At 52.2% G+C, this 19620-nt stretch carries 17 protein-coding genes; 4 read left to right on the forward strand and 13 right to left on the reverse strand.

All coding sequences use genetic code 11. The features are described 5' to 3' along the window. Window positions 1-510 precede the first annotated feature (510 nt). Window positions 511-852: a hypothetical protein gene (locus KGP17_RS13595; protein ID WP_152525724.1), complete on the reverse strand. Its 342-nt coding sequence runs from the start codon at window positions 850-852 to the stop codon at window positions 511-513. 303 nt (window positions 853-1155) lie between these two features. Continuing rightward, on the reverse strand, window positions 1156-1494 hold the full coding sequence (locus KGP17_RS13600) for a hypothetical protein (RefSeq protein ID WP_223497754.1): 339 nt from the start codon (window positions 1492-1494) through the stop codon (window positions 1156-1158). Between the two features lie 800 nt (window positions 1495-2294). Here KGP17_RS13600 and asr point away from each other — a divergent pair. Together asr and KGP17_RS13610 are read left to right on the forward strand one after the other, a co-directional pair. After that, window positions 2295-2585 (forward strand): acid resistance repetitive basic protein Asr, encoded by a 291-nt coding sequence (gene asr, locus KGP17_RS13605; protein WP_021806510.1) that lies wholly within the window; start codon window positions 2295-2297, stop codon window positions 2583-2585. A 295-nt stretch (window positions 2586-2880) separates the two neighbouring features. Next, window positions 2881-3702, forward strand: coding sequence for a serine protease (locus KGP17_RS13610; RefSeq protein ID WP_021806511.1), 822 nt, complete (start codon window positions 2881-2883; stop codon window positions 3700-3702). On the opposite strand, the gene KGP17_RS13615 is transcribed toward KGP17_RS13610, so the two are convergent. The 7 genes from KGP17_RS13615 to KGP17_RS13645 all read right to left on the reverse strand — a co-directional run bounded on the left by KGP17_RS13615 (window position 3685) and on the right by KGP17_RS13645 (window position 10116). Next, a complete protein-coding gene (locus KGP17_RS13615; RefSeq protein ID WP_223497755.1) occupies window positions 3685-4410 on the reverse strand; it encodes a nucleoside/nucleotide kinase family protein in 726 nt (241 codons plus the stop codon). The two genes, KGP17_RS13610 and KGP17_RS13615, sit on opposite strands and share 18 nt — an antisense overlap. Further along, window positions 4388-4981: an MltR family transcriptional regulator gene (locus KGP17_RS13620; protein WP_371822020.1), complete on the reverse strand. Its 594-nt coding sequence runs from the start codon at window positions 4979-4981 to the stop codon at window positions 4388-4390. The genes KGP17_RS13615 and KGP17_RS13620 overlap by 23 nt, the downstream gene beginning before the upstream one ends. Then, window positions 4932-5903: a class II fructose-bisphosphatase gene (glpX, locus tag KGP17_RS13625; RefSeq protein WP_209522885.1), complete on the reverse strand. Its 972-nt coding sequence runs from the start codon at window positions 5901-5903 to the stop codon at window positions 4932-4934. Before glpX ends, KGP17_RS13620 begins: the two co-directional genes overlap by 50 nt. A gap of 6 nt (window positions 5904-5909) precedes the next feature. After that, the gene (locus KGP17_RS13630; RefSeq protein ID WP_166732632.1) at window positions 5910-7178 is read right to left on the reverse strand and encodes a zinc-binding dehydrogenase; all 1269 of its coding nucleotides are present in this window, start codon (window positions 7176-7178) and stop codon (window positions 5910-5912) included. Continuing rightward, window positions 7175-8569, reverse strand: a complete 1395-nt coding sequence (locus KGP17_RS13635; protein WP_223497756.1) for a PTS mannitol transporter subunit IICB — start codon at window positions 8567-8569, stop codon at window positions 7175-7177. Before KGP17_RS13635 ends, KGP17_RS13630 begins: the two co-directional genes overlap by 4 nt. A 25-nt stretch (window positions 8570-8594) precedes the next feature. After that, entirely contained in the window at window positions 8595-9041 is a 447-nt protein-coding gene (locus KGP17_RS13640) for a PTS sugar transporter subunit IIA (protein ID WP_115158893.1), read from the reverse strand. A 286-nt stretch (window positions 9042-9327) separates the two neighbouring features. Then, complete coding sequence (locus KGP17_RS13645) at window positions 9328-10116, reverse strand: helix-turn-helix transcriptional regulator (protein WP_223497757.1); 789 nt, start codon at window positions 10114-10116, stop codon at window positions 9328-9330. A 94-nt stretch (window positions 10117-10210) separates the two neighbouring features. On the opposite strand from KGP17_RS13645, the gene KGP17_RS13650 reads away from it, so the two are divergent. Further along, a complete protein-coding gene (locus tag KGP17_RS13650) occupies window positions 10211-11347 on the forward strand; it encodes an MFS transporter (protein ID WP_223497758.1) in 1137 nt (378 codons plus the stop codon). Here the strand turns inward: KGP17_RS13650 and hrpA are convergent. Beyond that, window positions 11332-15219 (reverse strand): ATP-dependent RNA helicase HrpA, encoded by a 3888-nt coding sequence (gene hrpA, locus KGP17_RS13655; protein WP_223497759.1) that lies wholly within the window; start codon window positions 15217-15219, stop codon window positions 11332-11334. The two genes, KGP17_RS13650 and hrpA, sit on opposite strands and share 16 nt — an antisense overlap. Window positions 15220-15532: 313 nt before the next feature. Here hrpA and KGP17_RS13660 point away from each other — a divergent pair, with 313 nt between their 5' ends. Then, entirely contained in the window at window positions 15533-16138 is a 606-nt protein-coding gene (locus tag KGP17_RS13660; protein ID WP_037375971.1) for an FMN-dependent NADH-azoreductase, read from the forward strand. A gap of 117 nt (window positions 16139-16255) precedes the next feature. Here the strand turns inward: KGP17_RS13660 and KGP17_RS13665 are convergent, their stop codons facing one another. Genes KGP17_RS13665 through KGP17_RS13675 form a run of 3 tightly spaced genes read right to left on the reverse strand, consistent with a single transcriptional unit; the run spans window position 16256 to window position 19394 of the window. Further along, window positions 16256-16579: a YdbL family protein gene (locus KGP17_RS13665; RefSeq protein WP_223497760.1), complete on the reverse strand. Its 324-nt coding sequence runs from the start codon at window positions 16577-16579 to the stop codon at window positions 16256-16258. Window positions 16580-16587: 8 nt separating this feature from the next. Then, a complete protein-coding gene (locus tag KGP17_RS13670; RefSeq protein WP_021177849.1) occupies window positions 16588-16785 on the reverse strand; it encodes a YnbE family lipoprotein in 198 nt (65 codons plus the stop codon). Then, complete coding sequence (locus tag KGP17_RS13675; protein ID WP_223497761.1) at window positions 16782-19394, reverse strand: YdbH family protein; 2613 nt, start codon at window positions 19392-19394, stop codon at window positions 16782-16784. Before KGP17_RS13675 ends, KGP17_RS13670 begins: the two co-directional genes overlap by 4 nt. Between the last annotated feature and the right edge of the window lie 226 nt (window positions 19395-19620).

Genomic DNA, 19620 nt, shown 5'->3' on the forward strand with positions numbered 1-19620 from the left:
TATAGTGCGATTCTTATTGAATCTTTACTCTAAAAACTGCCACAGCAACCACAACAAGTCAAACGTTAATGAATCTCATTAATAATTAAAATATAACACATTGAAAAAAAAGAAATATACAATACCTTTAATTAACCGGCATTGCTGTAAAAGTAACTACACGAAAATATTTGCATATATTAATATTGAGCGCATTAACTATATTAAATTGAATGACACGACAATTACATATTGATATGTAAAATTTAATGTGCTTTTTTTTGATATTGAACCAATTAATTACCATATGAAACTAATTCCATCAGATACTAATAATACCGAATGGTATTTATCGAGAGAGTATGAGTGAGCAGCAATATTACAGCGATTCGGTGCTGGTTGATGAAGCACATAATTTAAACGTATATAATTCCTCCGGAATTAACTATAGCTTTGTAATCAAAGATATAGCCATCCATAACGGATGGCTATTATTGCGTCTACAGACTGATCTTTACTGCAACCGGAAGGTTAACTACCACTATTGGCACTTGATGTAGCCCCTCCACCGAAGCCACCACCAGAGCTTCCACCAACCCCCCCACCCATGCCCCCAAGGGAGCCACCAACAACTAAAAGGTTAGGATTATAGCTAGGATTGAAGGATCCAAGTCCTTCAGTAACTCCAGGTGCAGTTTGATAGCCATTTTGCATGCCATTGTATATTTCGCCGCCAGCGTATGCTCCGGCCAAACCCGCGTAAGGGTTCCCACCTGATAACCATGTACCGGCAGCACCTCCAACTAATTGGGCTACATCTTTTCCATCAGCCCCGCAAACTGCGAACAACTCTATATCTCTAATTTCTCTCATCTTCTACTTCCTCCATTTTTTGAAAAAAAACGAATACAAAGCCCACAAAAAAACAACCAAATAGTACAGTTAAAAGATTAATAATATTATTTGAATTAAGATTATTACCTAGAAAGTTCCCTCCTGAGAAAATAAGGAATACATATGTTGAGATTCGCATCCAGTTATTAATGAAGCGGTGAGTGAAATTTTTTATCTTCATAAAATCTCCCTTTTCGCATAAAACAAAAAAGTTAAATTTACATCAAGGTTTTTTGTTTATATTAAAAGAAACCACATTAGCCATACTGGACCTAAAATTTATCACACAATATCTCGAGCCTGCTCATTTCCCAAGACTTGACGCGTTACGTCAGTTAATACCTGGAGCAACAAAGTTTCAGCGACATCCCATGAAACATGCTCTATGGCTGAAACTAGTTGGATCGCTTCCTTGAGAACAAACTGTTTGACTTCATCGACCTTCCTCTGCTCCAAAAACGTATGCAGTAAGATGTCACCAAACACAACACTTCTCAAATCTTCGAGTGTCTTGCATGACATCAGACGATCGAATCCGTGATCATAGTCATATGGGCCAGTACAAAAAAAGGCCGTCCCCATTGCAGTCCTCTTAATGGCTATTAATTGTAGCCTCTTCATAATTATTCCTCATATAAAGAGTGTCCAATTTTCAGTCGCCGATTGCAGGTCAGGCCTCAGCATTTTCCATCAGCACCTTATTAACATACCAGCTTTCACCACAAAATTAAGCCCTCTGGCTTTGTATTAAATAGACCAAGGCCAAAAACTGGACGCCCTCACCTACTGATCATTTCTTATACAGTAAAACATTGATGGGATTATGTAAATTATTTTTTTACAATATTTTCATGCCACTCAACTTACTGATTTTTATTAAATTAAACCTTAAATTACTCTCGTTTTAATCTACTCAGCATGAGCGGGCACGCGATATGTCTCGCCTGGAAAAAACGGATGGGAACCTGAAACTGCAACATAAATCGGAATTATCTTTTTCATTTCGGAATACCTATCTCCCTTTAATACTGCTCCATACTCACTAAGCTCAACTTACTTATACTGTTATTCCAAAGCGCATAACAGCAGTTGCTATCGAAAGGATGATGTAGCTACGACCGTTAAGCACATCGACGCACGAATTCACAGCGTATCAGCGTTCAACATCATCCCCACTAATGGCTAAGTTATAAGAAGCAATTACGGCTATGACTACTACGATCGCACTTCGACTTTACACCTAGCTTAGCCCCTCCTCCCTGACCGATCACATATACTAGCGATAACCTCCCCTAATCGCTCGTACATTAGGTTACACGCCGAAACCAATCACTCACGGAAAGTATTCTTCTGTTTGCATAAGATTGTTTCAACGGCCCCGCAGTGGGGTTACAAACCAACAGATAGTTGAGGATCTACCGATGAAAAAAGTATTAGCTCTGGTTGTTGCCGCTGCAATGGGCTTGTCATCTATCGCTTTCGCCGCTGAGGCCGCCGCTCCTGCTGCTGCACCAGCCGCCACTACCCAAGCCGCACCAGCGAAAACCACCCACGTGAAAAAACATCACGCCAAGAAAACGACCGAGCAAAAAGCTCAGGCAGCCAAGAAGCATCACAATGCCAACGGTAAAAAAGCCCCGGCCCAGAAAGCTCAAGCAGCTAAAAAACATCACAAAAAATCCAGCAACAAAGCAGCAACTCCGGCAGCCTGATAGTCAACCGGCGTGAGGCACCCCTCACCTGTTTTGATAAGAGTTGTCAACACCCGGTTCGCCGGGTGTTTTTTCATCGGGGGTTGTCTATGCTGCGTCGCTATCGGTTCGAAATCATCCTTGGCACCCTGATCGTTTGCGGGCTCATCGCCAGCTTTTTTTATCTGTAATCTCCGATTTTTCTCAGGAAATTATCGGAAAATCAATCACCGACCATCTACACCGCGGCTAAATCAGTCTATAGTTAGCATTCAGTGTGTCTATGGATGATCCGAATTTGTCAGGCAAGAAACCTATGCGCATCTCTGTTTTACTGTTGTTGTGCTCATTTCCTTTGGCTTTATCCCATTCTGCGCATGCTGATAGCCCTTCCGAGGCGTCTGCGGCCGATCAAACCCGTCTGTTTTTTGGCAAAGATAACCGTATTAAAGTCACCGAAACCAGCGGTTGGCCGTGGCAGGCTATTGGCCAGGTAGAAACCGCCAGTGGTAACCTGTGTACCGCTACGCTGATCTCTCCCCATCTGGCGCTAACCGCAGGCCACTGCGTACTGGCCCCTCCTGGCAATCTTGATAAGGCCGTGGCGCTGCGCTTTATTTCCGGTAGCAAAGGCTGGCAATACCAGACGGAAAATATCGAAACGCTGGTCGATAAGTCATTAGGTAAAAAGCTGAAGGCGGATGGCGACGGCTGGATCGTGCCACCAGCGGCGGCAGCGTATGATTTTGCGTTGATCAGGCTAAAAGATAACAAACCGCTGGCGATTAAACCGTTGCCATTATGGCAAGGTGACGGAAAAGCGTTAACGCAAACCTTAAAGTTGGCAAAGCGCCTGGTCACCCAGGCCGGTTATCCAGAAGATCATCTGGACGATCTGTACAGCCATCAAAATTGTAAAGTCACCGGTTGGGCACAACAAGGCGTGTTATCACACCAGTGCGACACCTTACCCGGTGACAGCGGCTCCCCATTGATATTGAAGACCGCAGAAGGCTGGCGACTTATCGCTATCCAGAGTTCTGCACCCGCAGCACAAGACCGCTACCGGGCCGATAACCGCGCACTGTCAGTTACCGGCATTCGCGATGCTTTGGATCTCTTAGCCGCCGGTAAGTAACTCCTCCGAACAGCGCAGGCCACCGTTATCCCACCGGAGGGTAATGGTGGCGGGCAAACTGTGCTGCAATACCCTATCAGCGTTTGGCCCATCGGTTTGCTGATAAAAGGTGCCGGCCTGCTCCAGTGATGAACCACCACGCATTTTACGCTCGATCAGCCGTGCCCGCAGTTGCTGTGCTGGTGCCTGAATAAATAGCGTTAAGTCGCTGTGACGGGCCAGATCGCGCCAACCTGGCTCATCAAGCAACAACCAGTTACCTTCTACGATCGTTACCGGTGCAGTCACCTCGATAGCGTTGGGTACCGGATCGTGCAACACGCGATCGTAAGTAGGCCACAATACACGTGGTTGATCGAGTGAAGCCAACGCCAACTCAAGCTGCTGACGATCAAAGGTTTCTGGCATTCCCTTCTTGCTGCGCAACCCTTGCGCATCAAGCCAGGAGTTAGGACGGTGAAAGCCGTCCATCGGCAGAGTTTGCAAGGCCAGTAATTCATCATGCTGTGACGATAAATGCTGCCAGAAGGCCGTCAGCGTCGATTTACCGCTGCCAGGAGGTGCCGCCAGGAAAACCACCAGGCGCGCCCCCTTTTGCTGCTGCTTTTGGGCCAACAGGCGCAGTAAAGGTAAGTGCACCTGTTCGACCTCCTCATCGTTAAAAAAGGCATCGATCGTCAGCCCATTAACTGTTAGCGCTATTTTCATTGGTCAGTTCCTTTAACAGCGAAGTCACCGCCAGCGTTAATCCGGTTTTAATCATGTTGCCGTAGCGCTCGTTATTAAAAACCTCAAAGCTGGAAAACTTCATCTTTCTTATCGCACTGAAAAGCTGTTCGTTTTCCGTAATGGCATTCAGGTTGGCAATAAAATCAAAGGTCATTTCATCATGAAAGCTCAGCGAGCTATTTTCCGCCTGCACATGCTGGCTAAATTGTGAAAGACAGATGATATCGGCATAAACGGTTTTTTTGATTTTCCCCAGTGCATACAATAAGCGCAGGGAGACATCCATATTGTCCAAAGGGCCGGATTTTGCCAGCAATGGCTTTACCGCATATTCGAGTATGTCGGGATCGTTATTGACAAACACCTGTGGCAAATAGGTTTTGACAGCAGAAAATAAAATCTCATTTGCCTTCTGTAACCAATTGAGCAATTGTTCCTGCTCGTCCAGTTGTTCAATTATTTCATCTTCTGTCAGCGTTTTCATTCGTCCTGCGATACCATCAATGCAAGTGTAACGTATGAATTCTATTACACGACCCGTCGGTACCATTAATCATAAGGGTTTCTGTGCTCAAGTACCCCTCTTTTTGTTTTATTCCGCCGATAATGTCACCTTTGGTTATCCCGGTTGCCGAAAAAATCACCTCATCACTGGCGATCAGGGCATTGAGCGGCAAAATGGTGTTAATCTCAATTCCCATATTGCTGCAGCGCCGCCGTTCTTCCTGCGCCAATAATCTGTGCTCTGGCGTATCGCCTTTCGCCTGGCAGAAATCGATCAGCTCGGCTTGCATATCTCCGCCCAGCAGACGCACCGCACAGGCCGATATGACCCCTTCCGGCGCGCCACCCAAGGTATACATGATGTCGGCTTCACCACCTGGTAGGCAGGTCATCAGGCTGGCGGCCACGTCACCGTCAGGAATGGCAAAAATCTTCACCCCCAGCGCCTGCGCCTGTTGGCGGATCAGTTCATGGCGCGGTTTATCCAGCGTGATCATGCGCAGTTGATGCAATGGCTTACCCAATGCCTGCGCTACTTGCCGCAGATTTTGCTCCAGAGGCAACCGCAAATCGATGGCCCCTTTAGCTCCTGGCCCCACCACCATCTTGCGCATATACATGTCTGGGGCATGCAACAAGGCATTGTGTGGGGCAAAGGCGATCACGGCCAGCGCATTATATTGGCCCATGGCCACCATCCGCGTGCCTTCGATAGGATCAACAGCAATGTCCACGGCCGGGCCATTCCCGCTCCCCAACCGCTCACCGATATACAGCATGGGGGCCTGATCGATTTCGCCTTCACCGATCACAATCTGCCCCTGCATGGCCATACCACTCAGTTGCTGACGCATGGCCGCGACGGCCACCCCATCAATTTGATTTTTATCACCACAGCCCAGCAGCGGCCAGGCAGCCAATGCAGCCTGTTGAGTGGTGCGTACAATGTCATAAGCCAGCGATTTCATCGGCAGTTATACCCCTGTTTCCACGCCAAAATGTTGCAGCAGGAAACGCTCGGCCTGTTCGTTCCAAACGCCGTGGCTTTCAGCCACCAGTTCCGCCAAGCGGGCATAGAATGGGTCTGTTTTCCCGAGTTCTGGGAAGTCGGCAATTGCGGTTAACGGCATGGTGGCAAAGTTATAGATCAGCTTTTTCCCGCCGGGGATCGAAGGTAGATTGATGATGGTTTCCGGCACGGCATCCAGCCCACCTATATGGGTGATCATCACCGAAGGATTAATGCGGCCTTCAGCGGTCAGTTGCAGCGCCTCCAACATATCTCCCGTCGAGCCCCCCGAAGTGCCCACGACATGTGTGGATGCATAATGCACGTTGTAAAAGTTAAACGGCACTTTGAATTCACTGTCGGTTGGGCCCGCAAAGAAATTCAGGCAACCGTCTTCAGCCAGCAGATCATCCCCTAGCACCAGCACATCGGCCACCGCAGCATAAACGAAGACATCGTCAAAGCCGTGGCCCTGCGTCAGGTCACGTAAGGCAGCCACCGGGTCGGTAACCTTGCTGCTGTTGAAATACACCAGTTCAACGCCTTTTTCACGCGCTACGCTTTCCGGCAATAGCAATCTGGCCCGCGCCAAACGCGCCTCGTCGATATCCACGACCACTACCCGCGCAGGGCGGATGTTACCGTTGATGGCATAATCGATCGCACCAATGCCCATCGGCCCGGCACTGGCCAATAACGCCACGTTGCCGCCGGGTTTGATCCCCATGCGATGCTCATAGACATATTGCGTCGTATGGTAATTGGCATGGTAGGCACCTATGATGCAGCACATCGGCTCTGCCAAAGAGGCCGCCGCAAAATAACTGCCTTCATACGGTAATACACAACCTAGCTCCACAGCCTGCTGTGGAATAATCATATAGGTGGCATTGCCGCCGAAAAACTCGTAGCTATAACCCGCCGAATAACCACTCGGCAATCCCATCGCCGGTTGCAGCACAAAACGTTGCCCAGCCCGGTAGCGTTGCTGTAGGTTTTTGCCCACCTGCTCAATGATCCCGGCACATTCATGGCCAGTGATCGCAGGGTGTTCGGCAACGTCATCAGGTACCCGCTTGTGGTTAGCCCCCAATTTGGCGGCCTTCCAGGTAGACAGGCACACACTGTCGGAAATGACCTTAACCAACAGTTCATCATCACCTAGAGGCGGTAATTCAAACTCACGCAGGCGAACGTCGTTTTGGCCATAAATAGCGGCGGCTTGGGTTTTCATACGGCTTCCTTTTCTGAGTGTGTGGCAACCAGTTGTTCCAACAAACGATCGAGATTGCTGTCACCGAGATAATTGCTGATCAATACTTTGGGTTTATCGCTCACCCGTTCGGCTCGCCCTTCCAGGCTAGAGTGCGTCACGATCAGGTCGGCTTCCGGCGGTATATTTTCAATGGCGTAGTGCTTCACGCTGATCGGCACCCCGGCTTTCTCCAAACGTTTACGGAAGGTGGTTGCCCCCATCGCGCTGGAACCCATGCCTGCATCACAAACAAATGCGATGTGACGGATCGGTTGTGTTTGCCCTTTGCCCGCAGCTTTCAAGGCTTTCACCTGCCGCTGTGAGTCATCAAAACTATCTTCGGTCGCCTGCTTTTTCTCGGTTTTCAGGATCAGTGCGGCAATCAGGAACGAAACCAGCGTCCCGGCGGCGACGCCTGCCAAGGTACCAGCAAAGCCACCACGCGGCGTCAGAGCCAGATAGGCAAAGATTGAACCCGGGCTTGGCCCGGCAACCAAACCAGCACCCATCAGATCAAACACGTAGATCCCCGCCATCCCGCCAGCAATCATGGCAATGATCATCAGCGGCTTCATCAGCACATACGGGAAGTAGAGTTCGTGAATACCCCCGAGGAAATGGATAATCATCGCGCCCGGTGCCGACTTTTTGCTCATACCCTGGCCAAATAGCGAAAACGCCAGCAGGATACCAAGCCCTGGCCCAGGGTTAGAGGCCACCATAAAGAACACCGAGCGGCCGTTCACCGCCGTATCCTGCATACCCAGCGGGTAATACACCCCCTGGTCGATGGCGTTATTCAGGAATAACACCTTCGCCGGTTCGTTGATAATCGACAACAGCGGCAGGTATCCAGTGGCTACCAGAGATTCAATGCCAGCACGTACCAAATGGTTAGCCTGCTGTACCGCTGGGCCAATCACCTCGTAGGCAAACAGGCACAAGAACATGCCGACAATCCCCAGTGAGAAGTTATTGACCACCATCTCAAAGCCAGCGGGGATACGCTTATCCAGCTTGGTGTCGATATATTTGATGATCACCCCGCCCAGCGGCCCCATCACCATCGCGCCGATGAACATAGGAATATCTGCCCCCACAATCACGCCGATGGTGCCAATCCCCCCCATCACCGCGCCACGTTTTTCCGCGATCAGGTAGCCACCGGTGGAGCCGATCATCAGCGGTAGCAAATAGGTGATCATCGGACCGACCAGTTGCCCAAAGTGGGCGTTAGGCACCCAGCCGGTGGGAATAAACAGTGCCGTGATAAATCCCCACGCAATAAATGCGCCGATATTAGGGATTACCATAGCCGTCAGGAACCCGCCAAAAGCTTGCACTCTGGCTCGCATTGTTTTATTGGCCATTATAATGATCCTTGAGTGTATAAAATCAGAAGCGCAGAATGATTTCTTTTATTTCTGATACCTTGGTTGCCTGAGTAAGCTGTTCAATTGCCTGGTCATCACAGAAAATTTCACTCAATAACTGGATGGCATTGATATGGCTGTCGGCATCTTTTGCCGCCAGGCCGATTAACACTTTCACCTGCGGATTGTCATCATTGAAATAAACCCCCTGCGGCAATACCGTTAGGGTTAATGCCGTGCCCAAAGCCCCTTCTTCCGGACGTGCATGGGGCATAGCCACTTCCGGTGTAAGAATATAATAGGCGCCATTATTTTGCGTACTGTGCTTTATTGCCGCCACATAACGTGGCTCAACGATATTATTTTCCAGCAGACAGCACATCGATAAATCAATAGCCTGCTGCCAGTCGCAATCTTGCTGGTGAACGGTAAATGCATTTTCCGGGAAGTAATCTATCAATCCATTCATGTGTTTTTCCTATCGTTATTCCAAGAGGATTGGGAATTGCTTTGCAGCTTATGGAGTAATAATGGGAAACGCAATCCGATGCCATTTCGTGATTGAAATCACTTTTAATGTGAAATACATTGCAATTGAAGATCTGGTTCACAAAAAATTGATTGAAATTTTCAAATTATATATTTGTCAATAGTTAAAATGTGACCACTATTGCATTTAACTAATTTTATAAAAATATAAATATTGTGACATTAATCACCGTTGCAGTATTGCCAATCAAGAAAAATAGCAGGAATTACTCAATACTTCGTATCCCACCCGCCATAAACCGCTTTGGCGTGGTGCCGGTATACTGGCGGAAAAAGGCGATAAATGCGCTGTCGCTTGAGAAGGCCAACCGCTGCGCAACCGCGCTTACGGAAGGCAATTGCGCCAGTAACTCAATGGCGTGCATCAAACGCCATTGCTGGCACCACTGCTGATAGCTCAGCCCGGTTTCCCGCTGGAAGATTCGCGTTAACGTTTTAGGATGGAGATTGATCGCCTTGGCTAATACCATCAGCCCAGGGAGCTGATCGACGCCGTTTAAGCTATCAATCCAGGCCGCTATGCGCGGTTCGCTCGGCAGTATCAAGCTGGTATTTTCCTGCTCCGCCACCCTCAGTTCATTGCGCAAGACTCGCAACAGATCTTCCGCCTGGGGATGCTGCTGCGCGTAGTCAAACGGCCAATGTGCGATGCGTTCTATCACCGCGGCCAGTAACGGATTGGCGGCTAACACCGCACCATGTGGCATTGCGAGCATCGCGGCATCCGCAAAATAGAGCGAACGGTAAGCCACCTGCCCGCGCAGTTGCACGCGATGCCGCACGCCGCTCGGTATCCAGATAATGCGCGTTGGCGGCAGGATCAGCCAGCGTTCGGCTAACGTCACCGTCATACAACCACGTGGAGCATAGAGGATCTGGGCCCGTTGATGCTGATGTTCGCCAGAATCATGTTCCGCCAGTTCGGCACTAATTCCCACCACCGGAGCGAAGTAACTATCCGGATCAAAAACCTGATGTTGCAGGATCAGCGCCATGCCGCAGTCCCATTTTCATTGTTTTTTGTCCTGATGATTGTAATCGAACAATCGCCATCTCCCTATACTGCCGTCACTTATTTGGGAGAATGCTATGTCCGTCAAAAATCTGCCTCTGCCACTGATCATCGTGATGATCATGGCACCACAAATCCTGGAAACGCTCTATAGCCCGGCGTTAACCGCTATCCGCTTTGATTACCATATCGATGCCACGCAGGCCAGCCACACGCTATCTATCTATTTTTTCGCCTTCGCTTTCGGCGTGGCGTTTTGGGGTACGATCAGCGACAAATATGGCCGTAGAGCCGCCATGCTCGCCGGTTTGCTGCTGTATACGGCAGGAGCCTTGCTGGCGTTGCTGAGCAGTTCTTTCACGTTGCTCATCGTCTCGCGCGCCATTATCGCCTTTGGTGCCGCCGTTGGTTCTGTGGTGACGCAAACCATGCTGCGCGATGTCTATCAGGGGCAGGCGTTAGGCAAGATGTTTGCGATAATTGGTATGGCATTGTCGATAAGCCCGGTGTTGGGGATGTTTAGCGGCGGAATGCTGGTGTTTTGGGGCGGTCGCATGGCCATTTTCTCCGCGCAAGCAGGATTGGCGCTGTTGTTGCTGATCTGGTGCTGGCGAGCGTTGCCAGAAACCCGTCAGCAAACCGCCGGTATCGCTTTACTCCCCTGTTTGCAGGAGATGCTGTGCGATAGGCAAATCTGGTGTTCGGCGTTACTGGTTGCCAGTTTTAACATCATGGCGTTCAGCTACTTCAGCCTGGCCCCGTTTATTTTTGAGACCTTGGGGCTGACCAGCGAGCAGTTTGGTTATTCGGGGATTGTTTTGGCCTTTGGCAGCCTGTGCGGCGCAGCGGCAAACCGCTATCTTCTGCAAAAAGGATTATGCGCTTACCGGCAGATCCAAATGGCCAGTCTGTTAGCCCTATTGGCCGCTGTTGCTGCATGGTATTGGCAGGCAAGTCTGATGATCCTGCTGCCCTGCATGGCGGTGACCGTTGCCTTTGGCTTGGCCATTCCCAATATTCTCAGCCAGGCGCTGAAGCATTACCGCAACCGGCTGGGTGCTGCCGGAGCGGTATTGGGATTACTCTATTATCTGCTGATCGCTGGCGGCCTGGCACTGGCCGCCAGCGATCAGCACCTGCCGTTAACGCTGCTGGGATGTAGCCTGTTAAGCCTCGCCTGTTCAGCAAGGCTTAAAGGTTACGCAGAGAGCTGATCGATGGTCTGCAAGATACGCTTCTCAGAAATCGGGTAAGGCGTCCCCAACTGCTGAGCGAATAGGCTAACGCGCAGCTCCTCAATCATCCAGCGTACCGCCTTCACCTCTTCATCCTGCTGGCGTTTTGGCGGCAGCTTGTTCAGCCACTGCTGCCACGCCTGTTGGACCTGCTCCACCCGGATCATCTGAGCGCGATCGCGGTGCGGATCGATCGCCAGCTTCTCCAGGCGGCGCTCAATCGCTTGCAGATAACGCAAGGTGTCCGGCAGGCGGTTCCAACCGTTATTGGTGACAAAGCCACGGTAAACCAGGCCATTAAGCTGGGCCTTGATATCGGACAGTGCCAACGCCAACGAGATATCAACGCGCCCTTTCAGGCGCTTGTTGATGTTGAAGACCGTCGTCAGGATCTGTTCCACCTGTTTGGCCACGCCCACCACGGTTTCGTTCAGCTCGGCCCGCACCAACTCTTGCAGCCGGGCAAAGTTCTCTTCCGCCCACACCGGCCCACCGTGTTCGGCAATCAGCTTGTCGATGCCGCAGGAGATACAGTCGTCGATCAGATCCAGCACTTTGCCATACGGGTTGAAATACAGCCCAAGCTTGGCCTTGTTCGGCAACTTCTCATGCAGATATTTGATCGGCGACGGGATGTTCAACAGCAACAAACGGCGCGTACCTTGCCACATGGCCTGCTGCTGCTCCTGTTCGCTATCAAACAGACGGATGGCTACGCTATCTTTTTCGTCCACCAGCGCCGGATAGGCCTTGACCGAGTAACCACCACGCTTCTGCTCATAAAACTCAGGCAGTTTGCCAAAGCTCCAGATATGCAGATTGCTCTGCTCCAGGCCATCATCAGCCACGGCCGACAGCGTCTCTTGTACCTTGTCTTTGAGCTGGACCCTTAGCGCGGCCAGATCTTTGCCTTCGCGCAGGGTTTTGTGTTTCTCACCCACCACGCGGAAGGTCATTTTCAGATGATCGGGCACCTGATCCCACTGCCAATCCTCACGTGACACTGTCACACCAGTCATACGGCGTAGCTCGCGTTCCAACGAATCCAGCAGCGGCATCTCCAATGGCGTTGCCCGGCCAAGGAAAGCTTCAGCGTAGTTCGGCGCTGGCACAAAATTGCGCCGTACCGGCTTGGGTAAGGATTTGATCAGTGCGATCACCAGTTCACGGCGGATACCGGGGATTTGCCACTCAAAACCGGCCTCTTCCACCTGATTGAGGATCGGCAACGGGATGTGCACGGTTACGCCATCGGCGTCAGTACCCGGCTCAAACTGGTAGGTCAGGCGCAACTTGAGGTTGCCCTGATACCAGTAGTTCGGATAATCCAGCGCGCTGACCTTATTGGCTCCATCCTTGATCAACATCTCTTTTTCAAAGTTGAGCAGCTCAGGGTTCTGCTTCCCGGCGGTTTTCCACCACTGGTCAAAATGACGCCCGGACACCACATCGCTCGGAATGCGCTGATCGTAGAAACTGAACAGCGTTTCGTCATCCACCAGAATGTCGCGGCGGCGCGATTTGTGTTCCAGCTCTTCCACTTCGGCACGCAGCTTCAGGTTGGCGGCGAAGAACGGGTGCCGCGTTTGCCAGTCACCTTCCACCAGCGCATGGCGGATAAACAGTTCACGGCACAGCAGCGGATCGATGGTGCTGTAATTTACCGGGCGAGCTGCGACGATCGGCAGACCAAACAGCGTGACCTTTTCACTGGCCATCACCGCGCCCTGGGATTTGGACCAGTGCGGTTCGCTGTAATGATGCTTGACCAGGTGCTGAGCCATCGGCTCAATCCATTCTGGCTCGATACGCGCGGCAATACGGCCCCACAGGCGGCTGGTTTCCACCAGTTCTGCCACCATCGTCCACTTAGGCGGCTTCTTGAACAGCCCGGAGCCCGGGAAGATGGAGAAACGGGCGTTGCGCGCACCGGTAAACTCTTGCTTATCCGCATCCTTCTGGCCAATGTGCGAAAGCAGGCCGCTCAGCAGCGCGGTATGCACGCTGCGGTAGTCCGAAGGCACGCTGTTGACCGGCAAGCCTAACTCTTTCACCACCTGGCGCAATTGGGTGTAGATATCCTGCCATTCACGCACCCGCAGATAGTTAAGGAAATCGTTGCGGCACAGGCGGCGGAACTGGCTGGAAGAGTTTTCCTTCTGCTGTTCCTTGAGATAATCCCACAGGTTGACGAACGCCATAAAATCGGAGTCTTTGTCGGCGAAGCGGCGGTGTTTTTCATCGGAGGCCTGTTGCTTATCCATCGGCCGCTCGCGCGGATCCTGGATCGACAACGCCGAGGTGATGATCATCATCTCGCGCACGCTACCACTCTTCTGGGCTTCCAACACCATTCGCGCCAAACGTGGGTCGATCGGCAACTGCGCCAACTGACGGCCCTGCGGTGTCAGCTGATAGTGGCCGTTTTCCGCGGTTTTGATGGCCCCCAACTCTTCTAACAGACGCACGCCGTCCTGGATATTGCGATTATCCGGCGCTTCGACAAACGGGAAGGCGGCAATATCGCCCAACCCCAGCGAGGTCATCTGCAATATGACCGAGGCCAGGTTAGTTCGCAGAATTTCCGGATCGGTAAACGCCGGGCGCGACAGGAAATCCTGTTCCGAGAACAGGCGGATACAGATACCGTCCGAAACACGCCCACAGCGGCCCTTACGCTGGTTAGCAGAAGCTTGCGACACCGGCTCGATCGGCAAACGCTGCACTTTGGTACGGAAGCTGTAGCGGCTGATACGCGCCGTACCTGGGTCGATAACGTATTTAATACCCGGCACGGTCAGCGAGGTTTCTGCCACGTTGGTCGCCAGCACGATGCGGCGGCCGTGGTGCGACTGGAACACCCGGTTCTGTTCACTGTTGGACAAGCGGGCATACAGCGGCAGCACCTCGGTATGCGGCAGGTTGAGCTTGGTCAGCGCATCGGCGGTATCACGGATTTCACGTTCACCGCTCATAAAGATCAGGATATCGCCTGGCCCTTCACGCCCCAATTCGTCCACTGCGTCGAAGATAGCCTGAAGCTGATCGCGTTCGGTATCATCGGCGTCGTCCACCACCGGCCGATAACGCACCTCGACCGGATAGGTACGGCCAGAAACCTCAATGATCGGCGCATTGTTGAAGTGGCGAGAAAAGCGCTGCGGATCGATGGTGGCCGAGGTAATGATCACCTTCAAATCCGGGCGTTTTGGCAACAGCTCCCGGAGGTAACCCAAGATGAAATCGATGTTCAGGCTGCGCTCGTGCGCCTCATCGATGATCAGGGTATCGTACTGCATCAGCAGGCGATCCTGCTGGATTTCGGCCAGCAAGATCCCGTCGGTCATCAGTTTGACCAGGGTATTTTCACCCACCTGATCGTTGAAGCGCACCTTGTAACCGACGCTGCCACCCAGCGGGGTTTCCAGCTCATCGGCAATGCGGTTGGCAACGGTGCGTGCAGCCAGGCGGCGCGGTTGCGTGTGGCCAATCAGGCCTTTGACGCCGCGCCCTAACTCCAGGCAGATTTTCGGTAGCTGTGTAGTCTTCCCTGAGCCGGTTTCACCCGCCACGATCACCACTTGATGATCGCGGATGGCGGCAAGAATGTCCTGCTTCTTCTGGCTGACAGGCAGGCTTTCCGGGTAAGTGATTTTCGGGCACGAGGCCGCGCGGGAGCGCACCTTCAGCATGGCTTGCTCGATATCACCCGCTATTTCTGCGGCAACCGCCTGTTGAGCTTCGGGGCTTTTGACTTTGCGCGCACCTTGCAACCGGCGTTGCAGGCGCTGCTGATCACGGAGCATCAAGTCTCCCAGTTGGGATGACAATGCCGCGAGCGTAGATTTCACGTTCGGTGTTCCTTGTTTCTTCGCAACTACTGCTTAACGTCAGGGACTAGGTTTGATGTTATAGCTGACGTGTCGGTGCCAATAACTGCGTTTATTAAATTAGGTTTATCGATTTTTTGACTTAGCGCAGCAGGATACCACAATGGCATTTCTCCCCATAATCCATCCATTTAACCTGGGTTTTCTTGTTCAATAAAATCGAACGTAGATCTCGAAATATTCCGCTATCCCTGTTGGAACAATATGAATAGAGTGTACCTCATGCAACGGGCGACCAGCCCTGATGTCACAGTCAACACGAAAGGAATTATCGATGAGCAACGTATTGGTTCTAAAATCCAGCATCCTGGCAACTTATTCTCAGTCTAACCAATTGGCTGATTTCTTCGTTGAGCAGTGGGCCAATGCTCACAGCAACGATACCATCACCGTGCGTGACCTGGCTGCACAGCCGATCCCGGTGCTGGATGGCGAACTGGTTGGCGCAATGCGTCCTTCAGATGCCCCGCTGACTCCACGCCAGAAAGAAGCTCTGGCCCTGTCAGACGAACTGATTGCCGAGCTGCAAGCCAACGATACTATCGTTATCGCCGCTCCGATGTACAACTTCAACATCCCAACTCAGTTGAAGAATTATTTTGACCTGATTGCCCGTGCCGGCGTGACCTTCCGTTACACCGAGAACGGCCCGGAAGGCTTGGTAAAAAACAAACGTGCCATCATTCTGACCAGCCGTGGCGGCATCCATAAAGGCACCCCAACCGACCTGGTAGAACCTTACCTGCGTCTGTTCCTGGGCTTTATCGGTATTACCGAGGTTGAGTTCGTCTTTGCCGAAGGGATTGCCTACGGTCCAGACGTTGCGACCAAAGCCCAGGCCGATGCCAAAGCGTTACTGGCCGAAGTGATCGCTGCTTAAATAGCGATGCCCGGGCGCAGAGATTGCGCTCTGGTAAGTCACACACCTGCAAAATCCGTTTTACCCTCAGAACAATAAGTCGTTTAAATTCCGTTGCGCGCCCTAGGGCGCGCTTTTTTATTTCTGCAACCACTGGCCGTTAATGCCACGGACATATTCCCCTGCTGGCGCTCGTGTCACCAGCTTCTGCCCGGCCATCCGCGCAACTTCATCGATGGCAATATAATTGCTGGCGGCCACCTGTTGGTATTTCTCGGCACGCCCGGCATTGATTTTTTTCACCAACGCCTGAGTCTCCGCGTCCTGCTTCACCGGAGCGATATAACCACTGAGCGTTTCACCAACCCGCCCTTGCTGCTTGGCTTCATCCAGCGTCAACGCCTGAGCCATCCCACTGAATAACCAACCGGCGGCAATCAACCACAGATAACGTTTTTTCATGCTGGCTCCTAGAACAGACCGCTTTGGTCTTTCAGCAGGTTCTCAACGTCCTTATCCACTTTGATACGGATCTCATGTTCAATTTTGACGTTCATATTGATGGTGATGGGATCTTTAGGCGTCGCCACCTCAATGCGCGGTACGCAACCGCTCAGCAAGGATGCGCCCAACACGGCTGCCAGCAATGGCCCTGTCGCGTTCTTCATTGTTGTTCCTCGGGTTTAGAGAGCGTCTGCTCCAGCCACTCTTGTAAATTGTCGCCGAAGCGCAGGCTGCGCCACAGCTGAAACACGTTTTCCTGATGGCTATAGTTAAGGATAACCTCACGCTTGGCATTTTTCTGCGGATTTACGCCATCGATATGCGCCTTTAGCGTCAATTCGCCCAGGTTATCGAGATCGACCCGCGCCTTTGAGCGGTTGATTTCCATGTAGCGTAGCCAGTCGATGGCGGCACCGGTGGCCAGGTTATTGCTGCCAATGGCATCGGCCATATCTTTATCCAGCCGCAGCGTCATGACCCCCGCATTGGCGATCCAGCCATTTTGCACCAGCCATTTGGGGTGGTTCAGGTAGAGCGGCAACTCGCCGTTGATGCGGCCAGACATGGCGAACTGCTTCGGTTTGAGCGCGGTAAACAGTGCGCTGAGGTCGATTTCTTCCAGTTTGAGCACCGCCGCATCATGCTGCGGCATCCGTAATGCCGAAAGGCTGATATGACCGTTCAGCATATCCACACCGATGTTGCTCAACGTCAACGGATACGCTTCGCTGTAGGGATAGGTACCTTGCAGATCGGCGGTAATATTCTGCATCTCAAACAGCGTCTTGATGGATTTGATGCGCAGCATGATCGGCCGTTTGGCCCCAAGCTGCCACAGGTGGTTCTTAAACCGATAGGGCAAGACAAAGTCCAGCCCGCTCAATTCGCCATCTTGCAGCCACATGCCGCCATTGCGCACCACCCAGTGGCCACCGGCTTCAAACCCCTGTACTCGCGCAGCAGAAAATGCCGACTGTGCATAGAACTCGCCTGCCCGCAGTTTGATGTTCAGATCGGGTGAAATCAGCGGTTGGAATACCGTTAACGACTGTTTTGGCCACCAGCCTTCACCCCGCAGGCGTTCACCATCCCAGCGGCCCCGCAACTTGATTGGACCAATCTGCTCGGCCTGCAACGCGCCTTGCCATTGGAAACTGTCTGGCCCCGTACCTTGCAACTGCAAATCCAGTACCGAAGGCGGCAAATAACGGCCTGCACCAAAACTGGTTTTGTCAGCCACCAGTTGCACACCGCCGGTAAGGCTCGGTGCTTTGCTATCCCGCTGCCACTGGATCGGCTGGCTGAGCGTCATGCGCGGCGTCGCGACCGTGACCATGCCGTACTTCAACCGATCAAAACCGGTGGAAAGTCGATCCAGGATGATGCTGGTGTCCTGCCAACGCCCACTGCCTGCAACATCCCAGGCGGCCTGTAGCGGGGGTAACTTGCCGTTACCCCAAGCGCGCCATTGCCACTGACCATGATCTGGCCAGAAATCTTGTGCCTGACCGTCCAAATGCAGCTTGAAACGGCCCCAGTAACTTTCGCTGGCGCTGATAATCGCCTGCAAACGGCCACTGATCCCAAGAGCGGTGACTTTTACTCCAGCCAGCGGCAGCCGAGCCTCTTCCAGTTTTATGTCCGGTGCCGGGCGGCCCCAGGCGCGCAGTAAAGACCCCGGCTGTAGCACCAGCGTTGGGTTAAGGACCGAGCCGCTGATAATGCCGGGGATTGACGCCGTAAGCGAGAGATTGGCCAGGTTTGCCTGCCCGGTCAGCTGGAATCCCAGATCGCTGTTGGTCAGACTCAGGCTACCCGGCCCCAACGTCAGCACCGCGTTGCCCTTGCCGTTGTGCCCGGCGGTGATCACGTTCAAACGTGCGGTAATTTGGGTTTCGTCAAACCCCTGGCTCCAGTCATGCAACGCCACATTCAAACCACCGCTGAGCGGTTGCTCCAGATAAGGCCAGCGCCATTCGCCTTTTTCGATGCTGATCTGTTTTGGCGTTAGTGCCCAAGGGAGCGTCGCCAACGGTTGGTCGCTGCCCTTTTCCGTCAGGGTCAATACGCCCTGCTGCTGTTGCCAGTGCAAATCCAGCAGCAAGGGTTTTTCCAGATAGGCGGTTTGTATCTCACCTTGCAACGCCCCTTGGATCGGCAAACTGTCCATATCCAGCGGTACGGTGACTTTGCCTGTCAGTTGAACAGGAACCGTGCTGTTGGGTGGCGTGATGCTAAGCTTGCTTAACGTCAGTTGCTGATGTTCATCCAACTGCGCCTCGGCGGTGACGTTCTTACCTTGATAATGCAACCGTTGGCCAGTGGCCGCAGACGACAGTTGCAATTTACCGGCGTAGGCTTGCCATGGGGTGAGCGTGAGAAGATTGATATTCAGGTCAAACGGCGGCAGCATCGCTTGCAATCGGTCTAGCGCCAATGGCGTGCTGTCCCCCTCGGAGGCGGGCAATTTTGACAGGCAGGCGGTATCCACGTCCGCTCGTTCACCCTTTAAATGCCAACTTCCCATTTGGTAGGCGAGTTGCAGTTCACTGACATTGGCGATGGCGCAGCCTTGGGCGCTGAACTTCAGCCCATCAAGATGCAAAGCCCCCTGCTGCCAACGCAAGGGCCCTTGCAAAACCAGCTGGCTACCCTGCGGTAACCAAGGCGCTATCGCACGCGGCAACCAACGAGGCAGGGTTTGCCACAGCGCGATGATCAACAGGATGATGCCCGTTACGATCGCTACAAATACTTTTAATCTCTTGGTCATTAAGCGCAGGTTTAGTTCCTGATAAACATCGATTAGCCAAGTGCAATGATGACACGGATCCCCTGGCAGGTGAAGGTGAACCCATCTCATCATTTATAGAGCAGGTTTCGCAATTTTGATATTTACCCAGTGAATATAGAAAATGGCTAATACACTGATTATCAGCATAAAACCCTAAAAGACCTGCGCCGTCACAGGTCGCTAAACCATTGTCGTATTTGGCAAA

This window comes from Serratia sp. JSRIV001, assembly GCF_019968745.1.
Classification (GTDB): Bacteria; Pseudomonadota; Gammaproteobacteria; order Enterobacterales; family Enterobacteriaceae; genus Chania; species Chania fonticola_B.